We start from the raw sequence: 12,910 nt of genomic DNA, 5'->3' as shown, positions 1-12,910 counted from the left end.
ACTACTCCAGTAAAAAGCCTGTCCGCGACCAGACAGGCTGAAAAAAGCCGGCGGGCTTGCACCCACCGGCTCAAAACTTGACGATTTACTCGGTGAAGAGCGAGCTGACCGACTCTTCGTTACTGATCCGCAGGATCGTGTCGGCCAGCAGATCGGCGATCGAGACCGATCCGATCTTGCTACAGGCTTTGGCTTCGTCCGACAACGGAATCGTGTCGGTGACGACCAGTTCGTCGAGATCGGATTCGTTGATACGGCTGATCGCCGGGCCGGACAGCACCGCATGCGTACAGTAGGCCAGCACGCGCTTGGCGCCGTTCTCTTTGAGGGCCTGCGCGGCCTTGCAGAGGGTGCCGGCGGTATCGACGATATCGTCCATGATCACGCAGGTGCGACCTTCGACCTCGCCGATGATGTTCATCACCTCGGAAACATTGGCCTTGGGACGACGCTTGTCGATGATCGCCAGATCGCATTCCAGGCGCTTGGCGAAGGCACGGGCACGAACCACGCCGCCGACGTCCGGCGACACGACCATCAGGTCGTCGTACTTCTGCTTTTCCAGGTAATCCAGCAACACCGGGGTTGCGTAGATGTTGTCCACCGGAATGTCGAAGAAGCCCTGGATCTGGTCGGCGTGAAGATCGACGGTCAGGACGCGCTGCACACCCGCCGCTTGCAGCATGTTGGCCACCACCTTGGCGGTGATGGGCACACGCGCAGAACGCGGACGGCGATCCTGACGGGCGTAACCGAAATAGGGAATGGCTGCGGTGATCCGGCCGGCAGACGCACGCTTCAGCGCGTCGACCATGATCAGCAGTTCCATGATGTTGTCGTTGGTGGGAACGCAGGTCGGCTGGAGGACGAAGATGTCCTTACCACGCACGTTCTCCAGCAGTTCGACATTGACTTCGCCGTCAGAGAAACGCCCTACAGTGGCGGAACCCAGAGACTTGCCCAAGCGGCGCACAACATCTGCGGCCAGTTTGGGGTTGGCGTTGCCGGTGAAAACCATCAGGCTGCCCGAAGCCATGATCACCTCTCGTTACTGCGATGTAGAACAGCTTAAAACAAAACGGGCAGGTTTTTGGCCTGCCCGCATAATTTGGCTGGGGAAGAAGGATTCGAACCTTCGAATGCCGGAATCAAAATCCGGTGCCTTGACCAACTTGGCGACTCCCCAAGAAATCGTTCTCGCTACTTACACAACCCAGCTCTGCAGAGGGTGCCTGTCGAGCCCTTCGGCTACCCAGACCTTCAAACCCTGCGGGGCTTTGGCCATAACCTGCTCTGCCGCGTCCTTCGAATCGAAGGGAGCGAAGATACAAGCTCCTGAACCGCTCATTCTCGCTGCCCCGTACTGCGACAACCAGACCAGCGCTTCAGCCACTTCCGGAAACTTCCTGCAGACTGTTCCCTGCATGTCGTTTCGCGTTGTGTGCGTTGCGAAGGCCCGCATTATTAGGATTTCGCTATCGCGTGTCAACAGTGGATCAGAAAAAATTTCAGCAGTTGGCACGGAAACGCTCGGCGCCGCCATCACATACCAGGCCGGCGGCACGCTCAGGGGGCTCAGATCCTCCCCCACACCCTCGGCAAAGGCGGTCTCACCGAAGATGAAGAAAGGTACGTCAGCGCCCAGCCTCAGGCCGATTTCCTGCAGGTGCCGGCGGGGCAGCCTGCAGCCCCAGATCCTGTTGAGGGCGAGCAGCACCGATGCCGCATCGGAGCTTCCGCCGCCCAAGCCACCACCCATTGGGATCTTCTTGCTGACACCGATCTCGGCACCGAAGGACGTCCCCGTTGCGGCCTGCAGGGCCCGGGCAGCCCTTATCACCAGGTCGGACTCGGCCGGCACCCCGGGAATGTCGGTAGTGCGCAGGATCGCGCCGTCGTCCCGACGGCGCAGGGTGATCTCATCCCCCCAGTCGAGCATGCGGAAGGCGGTCTGCAGCAGATGATAGCCATCCGGGCGGCGCCCAACGATGTGCAGGAACAGATTGATCTTGGCCGGCGCAGCCACGCGGATGGTGGCAGCCGGATCGAATTGGGCAGTCGTCACGTCAGGGATTCCAGGTATCGATGATCAGGCGCAGCCGCGTTTCGCCGCGGTGAATGTCGATCTTGCGCGGCAGGTCGGCCAGGGCATCGCCGGCGTATTCGAGATATTCGATGGTCCAACCCTGGTCCACCACCCGCAACGGGCGGCCGATGGCGTCCAGTTCGCGAACCTCGGCACCGCCCGGCAAGCGGGCCGTCACCCAGCGCGGCAACTGGGCGAAGGGGGCGTGCACCTCGAACAGGCGCTCGGCCAGCTCCGCCGCCGACGGGGCTTCGATGCGCCGTCCATCGGCGAGGGTCATCCGCGCGCCTTCGGGGCCGGACTGGATGCGCGCCAGCCCCTGTCCGAGCGGGCCGGAGAACAGCCACTCGTCCCCCTCCTCCGCGTGCATCCATTCGACCCCGACCGCGGCGGTCTTGTCACCATCCCGGACCTGCAGGCGACCATCGATCTCGAAGCGGGACAGGAGCGCCACGGCGGGCGGCTCGACGATCCTCACGGCGGCGGCCGGCGCAGGAGGCTGCGATGCGCAGGCGCCGAGCAGCAGCGGCAACAGACTTGCAACGACAGTGCCCCTCACGGTTTGAACTTCTTGATCACGTCGGCCAGCACGGTGTTGTCAGGGTTGGCCTTGGCGGCCTCGCGCCAGGTCTTGGTCGCCTCCTCGCGCCGCCCCAGCACCCACAGTACTTCACCCAAATGGGCGGCGATCTCCGGATCGGCACGCAGCTCGAAGGCTTTCTGCAACTGCTCCAGCGCCCCCTTGAGATCGCCCTTGCGATACAGGGCCCAGCCCAGGCTGTCGATGATGAAGGGGTCGCCGGGCATCAGGCTGAGGGCCTTGCGGATCAGCTTTTCCGCCTCGGCAAGGCGCTGATTGCGATCGACGAGGGAATAGCCGAGTGCGTTGTAGGCGTGGGCCTGGTCGGGCTTGAGGGCGATGACCTTGCGCAGGCGCCCCTCCATCGCCTCCACGCGGCCAAGCCGCTCGGCCGCCAGCGCGGATTCGTACAGGAGGTCGATGTTTTCGGGATCGCGGCGCAACGCCTCGTCGAGCACCAGGAAGGCCTCGTCGGCCCGGTTGGCATCGCGCAACAGCTGCGCCTCGGCGAGTACATACTGAACCTTGTCCTGGGATGCGTCGCGGGCCACGGTCTGCAGATGCAGGCGCGCCTCGGCCAGCTTGCCGCGCCCGACCAGCACCTGGGCGACGCGCACCTGGGCGCCAATGAACTGTGGGCCCGGCGCCACCGCCTTGTACCAGTTGAGGGCATCGTCGTAGCGCCTGGCGTCCTCGGCGATCTGGCCGAGATACATGCGGACGGTGTCCGGATCGCCAAAGCCGAGCGTCAGCAAGTGACGGAAATGGGCCTCGGCAGCATCACGGTCGCCCTGCTGCATGGCCAGCAGGCCTGCGGCGTGGACCACGTCGCGGTCGTCGGGCTCGCGCTTGAGCTGGATCTCGAACTGCTCCCGCGCGCCGGCGTACTCCCGGCTGGCCACCAGCATGCGGGCGAGCACGATACGGACCTCGCGGGATTCGGGATGGACGCCCAGGTAGTCGCGCAGGATTTTCACCCCCGCGCCCGGCGATGCCTCCTGTTCGAACTGGGCCTTCAGCACGACCGCCTGCTCCCAGTCCGGCCGGATCGCCAGCGCACCATCCAGGGCCTGGGAGGCCGCCACCGCATCACCGGCGACGAACGCCGCATTGGCCCGCGCAAAATGCGCCTCCGCCCGGTCCAGATAGGGCTCGGTCAGCTCATTCACCAGGCGCCGGATCAGCACCTTGTCGGGAATCTGTGCCAGCCCGCGATTGAGCCCCATCAGCGCGGCGCCGATGTTCTGCCCCTGCTGGGCCAGCGCCCGGGCCAGCTGGGCACTCAACTCCTCGATGCGCGCCTCGTTGGCGAACGCACCGCTGGCCAGCTGCTGAGCCTGCAGCGACCGGGGGTCGAGCTCCAGCCATAGACGCGAGGCTTCGCTGGCCAACTCGGCCTGGCGCGAGACCACGGCGATCTCGGCGGCCCGCCGGGCAATGCGCGGATCCCGCGTGCGCCGGGCCAGATCCAGATAAGAGCGTGCCGATACGACCAGTTGTCCACGCGCGCCGGCAATTTCCGCCAGCATCAACTGCTGCAGGATCTGTGGCGTCAATGGCTGTGCGGGATAGGTCGTAACAGCGCCAGCCGGCTCCTCGACGGCGGACTCCTGGGCTTCTACCGTCGCTGTCTGCCCCCCCGCTATCAACAAAACGGCCAGCAGGCGGGCCGGGCGCACGAGGCGAATTAAAGGCTTCATCGAAGGGCTCTGACAAGATGTTGGAGAAGGCCGCAGCCGCCAGCCCAGGCGGACGATTGTTGCATCGACGGCCCCCGGACACCGGTTGGATCGCGCTATTACAATAGGGTTCGGGGTTCGCCGGATGTTAGGCGGTTTCCCCACCCCCAGCAAGCCAACTCCATTCAGCCCCATGCCAGAGCTACCCGAAGTCGAGACCACCCGCCGGGGCATCGCCCCCGAACTCGCCGGCGCCGACGTCAGCGCCGTCACCATCCGCAATGGCCGCCTGCGCCACCCGATTCCCGCCGATCTCGGCGAGATCCTTGCGGGCCAGACCCTGTTGGCGGTCGAGCGTCGCGCCAAGTACCTGCTGTTCCGCTTCCCGGCCGGCAGCCTGCTCGTACACCTGGGTATGTCGGGAAGCCTGCGCATCGTACCGACCGGGCATCCCCCCGAAAAGCACGACCACCTGGACATCGTCTTCGGCAGCCGGGCACTGCGCCTGCGCGACCCGCGTCGCTTCGGCCTGGTCCTGTGGCAGGCCGGTGACGAGGACCATTCACTGCTTGCCGGCCTGGGCATCGAGCCCCTCGGCGACGCTTTCAACGGCGCCTGGCTCCATGCGGCCAGCCGCGATCGCCGGACACCGGTCAAGCTGTTCCTGATGGACGCCGCCCATGTGGTCGGCATCGGCAACATCTACGCGTCCGAGAGCCTGTTCCGCGCCGGCATCGATCCGACCACGCCGGTGGGCGAACTCGGCCCGCGCCGCTGCGCCCGCCTCGCCGGCTGCATCCGCGAGACCCTGCTCGACGCACTGGCCGCCGGCGGCAGCACCCTGCGCGACTTCGTCGGCAGCAACGGCTCGCCGGGCTACTTCCAGCAGCAATACTTCGTCTATGGACGCGACGGCGAAGCCTGCCGCAACTGCGGCACAACGATCCGCAAACGCATCATGGGACAGCGCGCCACCTTCTTTTGCCCACGCTGTCAGCATTAAAACCGGTTCCTGCCGGCCGCGTTCACGTTTATGCTTAGGATATTGGACATTCGTGCCGACGCAGCGGCGCCCAGCCAGGAATGAAGCCCGTGAAAGACGCCCACATGCTTGCTGAACACTTCTCCGCCTACACCCAATGGCGCGGCGACGTCGCGACCGGGATCGAGGAGTTACGCAAATGGCTGCACCTCAACGAGATTGGTGATGCCCAGTCCGACCTGCGCCTGCAGTACCTGCTCGACCGCCTTCGCGAAGACAAGCTGATCGTCGCCTTCGTGGCCGAGTTCTCCCGCGGCAAGTCGGAGCTGATCAACGCCGTGTTCTTCGCCGGCTACGGCAATCGCATCCTGCCGTCCAGCGCCGGGCGTACCACCATGTGCCCGACCGAACTGCAATGGAAGCAGGGCGACAAGCCCGAGATCCGTCTGCTGCCGATCGAGAGCCGCAAGACCAACGCCAGCATCACCGAGCTCAAGCGCTATCCCGAGGAGTGGCGGGTCCGCCCCCTCGACACCAGCTCGGCCGAAAGCCTCCAGCAGGCCCTCGCCCAGGTCGGCGAAACCCGTCTGGTGAGCCGGAGCGAGGCCGACGAGCTGGGCTTCCCGGTCGATGACAGCGGCGACACCGGCCTGCGCCCCGACGCCGACGGCGCGATCGAGATTCCACGCTGGCGCCACGCCATCATCCAGTTTCCCCACCCGCTGCTCGAGCAGGGGCTGGTCATCCTCGACACACCCGGCCTCAATGCGATCGGCGCCGAGCCGGAGCTGACCCTCAACCTGCTGCCCAACGCCCACGCGGTACTGTTCATCCTGGCCGCCGACACCGGCGTGACCCAGAGCGACCTGGCCGTCTGGCGCGAACACGTCAACGCCGGCCGCCGCCAGCGCGGCCGCCTGGTGGCCCTCAACAAGATCGACGGCCTGTGGGACGGCCTGCGCAGCGAGGCTGACATCGAACGGGAGATCGCCGGGCAGGTAGCCAGCGTGGCCGCCACGCTGGAAGTCGACCCGAGCCAGGTCTATCCGGTATCCGCCCAGAAAGGCCTGGTCGCCAAGGTCAATGACGACGACGACCTGCTCGCTCGCAGCCGCATCGTCGAACTCGAGGAAGCCCTGTCCACCGAGCTGCTGCCGACCAAGCGCGACATCGTGCGCGACAACACCTACGGCGACGTGAACGACATCGTCAGCCGCAGCCGCGAACTCCTCAACGCCCGCCTCACCGGCCTGCGCGAGCAGCTACAGGAACTCACCGACCTGCGCGGCAAGAACCAGAACGTCATCGAATACATGATGCGCAAGGTGCGCTCCGAAAAGGACGAGTTCGAACAGGGCCTGCAGAAGTACTACGCGGTGCGCAGCGTCTTCTCCAACCTGTCCAACAACCTTTTCGGCCACCTGGGCCTGGACGCCCTGCGCGACGAAACCCGGCGCACCCGCGAGGCCATGCTCGACGCGGCCTTCTCCCGTGGCCTGCGCGAAGCGATGAAGGGCTTCTTCGAGCACCTGCGCGGCAACCTCCGGAAATCCACCGACGAGATCGGCGAGATCTCCAAGATGCTCGACGCGATGTACAAACGCTTCACCGTCGAGCACGGCCTCAAGCTGGCCGCCCCGACGGCCTTCTCGACGCTGCGCTACGAGAAGGAGATCGAGCGCCTGGAAGACGCCTTCAACAGCCAGTTCAACACGGTACTGACCATCGTCACCACCGAGAAGCACACCCTGACCCAGAAGTTCTTCGAAACCGTCGCCGTGCAGGCGCGACGAACCTTCGAAGTGGCCAACCGGGATGCCGAGCAGTGGCTGCGCGCCGTCATGGCGCCACTGGAAACCCAGGTCCGCGAATACCAGCTGCAACTCAAGCGCCGCCTCGAAAGCGTCAAGCGCATTCACCAGGCCACCGACACGCTGGAAGACCGGGTCGGCGAACTGCAGCAAGCCGAAGATCTGCTGGTCCAGCAGCTCCGCCAGCTCAACACGCTATCCGAACGCATCGAGCAGGCCCTTGACATGCCGGCCGACACTGGCGCCGCCGCCGCGCTGGCGGCCTGAACGTCGGAGCGGCGCCCCGGCGATTCAAGGTGGAGCAAGGAGGACGTGGGGGCGAATTCATTCGCCCCCACACCAGCAGCCCCCCAAAAAAGACAAGGCCGGACGCTCCTGTCGGAGCGGCCGGCCTTGCTTCTTCAGGACTGAAGCCGGGTCTTACTTTTCGGCGGTCAGCTTGTGGAACTTTTCCAACAGGTCTTCCTTGCTCTCCGGGTGCTCCGGATTGAAGGGAATGCAGTCCACCGGACAGACCTGCTGGCACTGGGGTTCGTCGAAGTGGCCGACACACTCGGTACACTTGTTCGGGTCGATCACGTAGATCTCTTCACCCTGGGAAATGGCACCATTCGGGCATTCCGGCTCGCAGACGTCGCAGTTGATGCACTCGTCGGTAATCATCAAAGCCATTTTGCTTTACTTCCTCGTTACTTACTGTTGATCTTCAAACGCAGCCGCTCGAGCACACCGGGCTGCACAAACTTGCTCACATCGCCACCGAGCCGCGCGATCTCGCGCACCATGGTGGCAGACACGAACATGAACTCGTCGGAGGGGGTCAAAAAGACCGTTTCCACGTCCGGATAGAGCTTGCGGTTCATGCCGGCCATCTGAAACTCGTACTCGAAATCCGACACCGCACGCAGGCCGCGGAGAATGACGCGTGCCCCGTTCTGATGGAGGAAATCCATCAGCAGGCACGAGAAACCCTTCACCTCCACGTTCGGGTAGGCCGCCAGCACTTCCTTGGCAATCTCGACCCGCTCCTCGACGGAGAAGATCGGCCCCTTTCCGCCACTGGTGGCGACACCGACGATGACCCGCTCGAACAGGCGCGATGCGCGTCGCACCAGATCCTCGTGTCCACGCGTAAATGGATCGAAAGTCCCCGGATATACCGCGATACCGTCCCTCATCCTGCAGCCCTCCCCTGTTGGCAAAAACTACGCGGCCGTCAGGCGCAGGCGGCAAAGAGGTGGTAATACACCTGCCCGGCCGTTCCGTGCTTGATTCGCGTCAATCCTTCGATGCTCTCGATACCGTACTCCGCCTCCACATACACCACACCATCCTCGGTCAGAAGGCCAGGCAGCAGCGACGCGATCCGCTCAATCCAGCCCGCCCGGTACGGCGGATCGAGAAACACCACATCGAAGGGCTGGGGTACGGAGCGCGCGAATTTTAACGCATCGCCCCGCACAAGCTGTACACGCGTCGCCTGCAGGGCTTTTGCGTTGTCGCGCAGCGCGGCGAAAGCAACCGGATCCTGCTCGACCATCGTCACGCTCTCCGCACCGCGCGACGCCGCCTCGAAACCCAGTGCGCCACTGCCGGCGAACAGGTCCAGGCAACGCCGGCCATCCAGCTCCTGCCCCAGCCAGTTGAACAGGGTTTCACGCACCCGATCCGGCGTGGGACGCAAACCCTTGACGGTGCTGACGTCGATCAGGCGTGAGCGCCACTCCCCACCGACGATACGGACACGGCTCAAGGCTTGGCCCCCGTCTTTACCGGCGCACTCTTGTCCCCATCGCCACCGACCACCACCGTCACCAGGTGGTCCTTCGACACATGGCGCCGGAAAGCATCGCGCACCTGAGCGACAGTCACCGCCTTGACCTTGTCCCGGTAGGTATCCAGGTAATCCAGCGGCAGGCCGAAGCCGCCGATGACCGCCACCTGCTCCAGCATCTTGCGGTTGGAGTCGAGGCGCAACGCAAAGCCGTTGATCAGGTTGTCCTTGGCGGCCTGCAGCTCCGCCGCCGTCGGCCCCTTGGCGAGAAACTCGTCGAGGGTTGCGGAGACGACACGCAGGGCATCGTCGGCCTGACTGCCCTTGGTCTGCAGGCCGATCTCGAAGGGCCCCACGTCGCGCTGGGGCATGAAATAGCTGTACACGCTGTAGGCGTAGCCACGCTTTTCGCGCACCTCATTGGTCAAGCGCGAGACGAAGCCGCCACCGCCGAGAATGTAGTTGCCGACCACCAGCGGGAAGAAATCCGGGTCACCCCGCCGGATGCCGGGCTGACCGACGGAGATATGGGCCTGGGCCGACGGATTGGGCACGCGAATGATCTGGGCTTGCGGCAGCGCGGTGTTGGCAGTGGCGCTGGGCGCCTCGCCGGCCGGCAGACCGCTCGTGAGACGGCTGGCGATACCCTCCGCCTCGGCCCGCGACACGTCGCCGACGATGCTCACCACGGCCCGCGCCGCGGTGTAGTTGCGTTTGTGGAAATCCACCAGTTCTTCACGCGTAATGGACGACACCGTTTCCACGCTCGGCAGGCGGCCGTAGGGATGGCTGGGAAACACCGCAGCGGCAAAGCGGCGGGCCAGGATCGCGTCGGGCTGGGTGTCGGCCTCCTTCAGGCCCGCGATGCTGCGGGCCTTTTCCCGCTCGACGATGGCCGCCGGGAAGGTCGGTTGCTGGATCAGCGTGGCCAGCAGATCCACCGCGCCGTTGCGCTCCTCCGGGTTGCTGAGGGTGCGCAGGGACAGGGACGCCCGGTCCATGTCGGCATCGCCGCCGAGCTGCACGCCCAGGTCAGCGACGCGGTTGGCGATGGCCTCCTCATCCAGGCTTCCGGCACCGGCATCGAGCAGGCCGCGGGTCAGCCCGGCGATGCCGGCCTTGCCGGCCGGCACCTCGGCGCCACCGGCACGGAAATCCACCTGCACATCGACGATGGGCAGGGCATGGCTTTCGACGAAGAACACCTTGGCGCCGCTGGCGGCGGTCCAGGTCTGGATGTTCAGCCCGGCATGGGCCGACAGGGTCGCCAGGGTCAGCGCCACGGCAGCCCCGAGACGTAGGGAATGGGAAATCATCGGAAAATCACCTCGAAAACGGGGGCGCTCAATGTTGATGCGGTGCAGTAGCCTTGGCGCGGGCCTGGGGATCGACCGGCAGCGGTTCGAGCTCGGCGACGGTCAGGGTCTCGTCACGGAAATACTTCCTGGCCACCGCCTGTACCTGGGCCGCGGTGACGCCACGGATGCGCTGCAGCACCAGGTCGTCGTCCTTCCACGACAGACCGACCATCTCGTCCATGCCGATCTCCATCGCCTGGCCCATCAGCGAATCGCGCTTGAAGACCTGGCCTGCCACCGCCTGGACCTTCACGCGGCGCAGCTCCTCGTCCGACACGCCTTCGTTCTGGATGCGGGTGATCTCGGCACGCAGCGCGGCCTCCACGTCGGCAACCGTCTTGCCGGCGGCCGGCGCCCCGTCGAGGATGAACAGGGACTCGCCGCGAGCCGAACCGTCGTAGCCAGCGCCAGCAGTCACCGCCACGCGGCTGCCGCGCACGATGTTCTTCGCCAGGCGGGCGCCTTCATAGCCATCCAGCACGGCGGCCAGCACCTGCAGCGCATAGTAGTCGTCGTCGCCCTTCACGTTGTGCAGCGTCGGCGCGCGCCAAGCCAGCGCCACGTAGGGCAGCTCGGCCGGCGCCTTCACGACGGTGCGCCGCGGCCCGGTCTGCTCGGGCTCGACGAGCGGCTTGCGCGGCGGCAACGGACGGCTCTTCACCTGGCCGTAAGTGCGCACAGCCTCCTTGAAGACCGCCTTGTGATCCACGTCGCCGACCACCACCAGGGTCGCATTGTTGGGCACGTACCAGCGCTGGTACCACTCGCGGGCATCGCGGGCGGTCATGTTGTCCAGATCGCTCATCCAGCCGATGATCGGCCGGCGATAGGGATGGGCCTGGAAGGCGGTCGCCATCAGTTGCTCGATGACCAGCGAGCGGGGCTTGTCGTCGGTGCGCAGGCGACGCTCTTCCTTGACGACCTCGATCTCCTTGCTGAAACCGGCCTCGGTCACCTGCAGGTTGGCCATGCGGTCGGCCTCCAGAGCCATCATGCGGCCCAGCGCCTCCTTCGGCACCTGCTGGAAATAGGCCGTGTAATCGTGGCTCGTGAAAGCGTTGTCGCGCCCGCCTGCCGCGGCGACGAGCTTGTTGAACTCTCCGGGCCCGACCTTCTTCGTGCCCTTGAACATCATGTGCTCGAGCAGATGGGCCACGCCAGAGGTGCCATCCACCTCGTCCATCGCGCCCACCCGGTACCACACCATATGCACCACCGACGGCGCCCGCTTGTCTTCCTTGACGATCAACTTCATTCCATTCGGAAGCACGCTCTCGTAAGGATTAGCCCAGGCCGGGGCGGCCAGCGCCACGGAAAGGACGACAGCGGACGAGGCGATCCGCAAACTGCGTTTCATCATAGGCTGTTGAAGCATCTGGTAAAATTGAAGGACGATGGCCACTGGCCGGCGAGTGGCGCGGCATCATAGCGGCATTCCGACGACCCGGCCAACCGGACATGACAGGCCTTTTCGCCCCATGCACCGGTCCGATCGACCCACCTTCAGACTCAGCACCCCATGTTTGGTTTCCTCAAGAAAGCCCTCAAGCCCGGCGACGCTCCGGCACCGGCCCCCGAAGCGCCGGCCGCAGCCCCCCAGGCGGACCTCCCCGCCATGCCCGCGCCGCAAGCGCCGGTGCCGACTCCGGCCCCCGTCGCGGCGGCCCCGGCGCCCGAGCCCGAGAAGAAACGCTCGTGGATGGACCGCCTGCGCGCCGGCCTGTCCCGCACCCGCGAGCAGATCGGCGGCGGCCTCGGCAACCTGACCAGCCTGTTCTCCCGTCGCAAGATCGACGAGGAACTCCTCGAAGAACTCGAAACCACGCTGTTGATGGCCGACTGCGGCGTCGAGGCCACCCAGCACCTGCTGAATGAGTTGCGCCTGCGCTGGAAGCGCGACAAGCTAGAAACCGCCGACCAGTTGCAAGGCGCGCTGGCCGAGGGCCTGTTGTCCATCCTCGCCCCCCTCGAGCAACCCCTCGAGATCAGCAGCCACAAACCGTACATCATCATGATCGCTGGGGTGAATGGTTCCGGTAAAACCACCTCCATCGGCAAGCTGGCCAAGCACTTCCAGAACCAGGGCAAGAGCGTGCTGCTGGCCGCCGGCGACACCTTCCGCGCCGCCGCCCGCGAGCAGCTGATGACCTGGGGCGAGCGCAACGGCGTGGCCGTCATCGCGCAGGAGTCCGGCGACCCGGCCGCCGTGGTGTTCGATGCGATCAGCGCCGCCCGCGCCCGCAACATCGACATCGTGCTGGCCGACACCGCCGGCCGCCTGCCCACCCAGCTGCACCTGATGGAAGAGATCGCCAAGGTCCGCCGGGTCATCCAGAAGGCCGAGCCCTCCGGCCCCCATGAAGTGCTGCTGGTTCTCGACGCCAACATCGGGCAGAACGCGCTGCAGCAGGTCAAGGCTTTCGATGCCGCCATCGGCGTCACCGGACTGGTCCTCACCAAGCTCGACGGCACCGCCAAGGGTGGCGTAGTCGCCGCCATTGCCCGCCAGAGCCCGAAGCCCCTGCGCTTCATCGGCGTCGGCGAGCAGATCGACGACCTGCAGACCTTCCGTGCCAAGGAATTCGTCGACGCGTTGTTCACCCCGGTCGGCGGCACCGCCGAGCAGGCGGACTGACCCGA

General features: G+C 65.5%; 12 protein-coding genes and 1 tRNA gene. 3 read left to right on the top strand and 10 right to left on the bottom strand.

Features of this window, described 5'->3' with window-relative positions:
• Positions 1-85: 85 nt before the first annotated feature.
• The 5 genes from B4920_RS00175 to B4920_RS00155 all read right to left on the bottom strand — a co-directional run bounded on the left by B4920_RS00175 (position 86) and on the right by B4920_RS00155 (position 4,366).
• On the bottom strand, positions 86-1,036 hold the full coding sequence (locus B4920_RS00175; protein ID WP_079432586.1) for a ribose-phosphate pyrophosphokinase: 951 nt from the start codon (positions 1,034-1,036) through the stop codon (positions 86-88).
• Between the two features lie 73 nt (positions 1,037-1,109).
• Positions 1,110-1,186 (bottom strand) — tRNA-Gln (locus B4920_RS00170).
• Positions 1,187-1,204: 18 nt separating this feature from the next.
• A complete protein-coding gene (gene ispE, locus B4920_RS00165) occupies positions 1,205-2,065 on the bottom strand; it encodes a 4-(cytidine 5'-diphospho)-2-C-methyl-D-erythritol kinase (protein ID WP_079432585.1) in 861 nt (286 codons plus the stop codon).
• Between the two features lies 1 nt (position 2,066).
• Complete coding sequence (locus tag B4920_RS00160) at positions 2,067-2,645, bottom strand: outer membrane lipoprotein LolB (RefSeq protein ID WP_079432584.1); 579 nt, start codon at positions 2,643-2,645, stop codon at positions 2,067-2,069.
• On the bottom strand, positions 2,642-4,366 hold the full coding sequence (locus B4920_RS00155) for a tetratricopeptide repeat protein (RefSeq protein ID WP_079432583.1): 1,725 nt from the start codon (positions 4,364-4,366) through the stop codon (positions 2,642-2,644). The genes B4920_RS00160 and B4920_RS00155 overlap by 4 nt, the downstream gene beginning before the upstream one ends.
• Before the next feature lie 172 nt (positions 4,367-4,538).
• On the opposite strand from B4920_RS00155, the gene mutM reads away from it, so the two are divergent.
• Positions 4,539-5,348, top strand: coding sequence for a bifunctional DNA-formamidopyrimidine glycosylase/DNA-(apurinic or apyrimidinic site) lyase (gene mutM, locus B4920_RS00150; RefSeq protein ID WP_079432582.1), 810 nt, complete (start codon positions 4,539-4,541; stop codon positions 5,346-5,348).
• Between the two features lie 104 nt (positions 5,349-5,452).
• Positions 5,453-7,405 carry a dynamin family protein gene (locus B4920_RS00145; protein WP_079433097.1) on the top strand — a complete coding sequence of 651 codons (1,953 nt, stop codon included), beginning with the start codon at positions 5,453-5,455 and terminating at the stop codon, positions 7,403-7,405.
• Positions 7,406-7,558: 153 nt separating this feature from the next.
• On the opposite strand, the gene B4920_RS00140 is transcribed toward B4920_RS00145, so the two are convergent.
• Genes B4920_RS00140 through B4920_RS00120 form a run of 5 tightly spaced genes read right to left on the bottom strand, consistent with a single transcriptional unit; the run spans position 7,559 to position 11,630 of the window.
• Positions 7,559-7,810, bottom strand: a complete 252-nt coding sequence (locus B4920_RS00140) for a YfhL family 4Fe-4S dicluster ferredoxin (RefSeq protein WP_079432581.1) — start codon at positions 7,808-7,810, stop codon at positions 7,559-7,561.
• Positions 7,811-7,827: 17 nt separating this feature from the next.
• Positions 7,828-8,316: a pantetheine-phosphate adenylyltransferase gene (gene coaD / locus B4920_RS00135; RefSeq protein ID WP_079432580.1), complete on the bottom strand. Its 489-nt coding sequence runs from the start codon at positions 8,314-8,316 to the stop codon at positions 7,828-7,830.
• A 38-nt stretch (positions 8,317-8,354) separates the two neighbouring features.
• Complete coding sequence (gene rsmD / locus B4920_RS00130; RefSeq protein WP_079432579.1) at positions 8,355-8,891, bottom strand: 16S rRNA (guanine(966)-N(2))-methyltransferase RsmD; 537 nt, start codon at positions 8,889-8,891, stop codon at positions 8,355-8,357.
• Positions 8,888-10,228: a pitrilysin family protein gene (locus tag B4920_RS00125; protein ID WP_079432578.1), complete on the bottom strand. Its 1,341-nt coding sequence runs from the start codon at positions 10,226-10,228 to the stop codon at positions 8,888-8,890. Before B4920_RS00125 ends, rsmD begins: the two co-directional genes overlap by 4 nt.
• Positions 10,229-10,256: 28 nt before the next feature.
• A complete protein-coding gene (locus B4920_RS00120; protein WP_254050800.1) occupies positions 10,257-11,630 on the bottom strand; it encodes a pitrilysin family protein in 1,374 nt (457 codons plus the stop codon).
• Positions 11,631-11,789: 159 nt separating this feature from the next.
• On the opposite strand from B4920_RS00120, the gene ftsY reads away from it, so the two are divergent.
• Complete coding sequence (gene ftsY, locus B4920_RS00115) at positions 11,790-12,905, top strand: signal recognition particle-docking protein FtsY (RefSeq protein WP_079432577.1); 1,116 nt, start codon at positions 11,790-11,792, stop codon at positions 12,903-12,905.
• Positions 12,906-12,910 lie beyond the last annotated feature (5 nt).

It is taken from the genome of Zoogloea sp. LCSB751 (assembly GCF_002028455.1).
GTDB lineage: Bacteria > Pseudomonadota > Gammaproteobacteria > Burkholderiales > Rhodocyclaceae > Zoogloea.
This window is presented reverse-complemented; position numbering and strand designations above follow the sequence as displayed.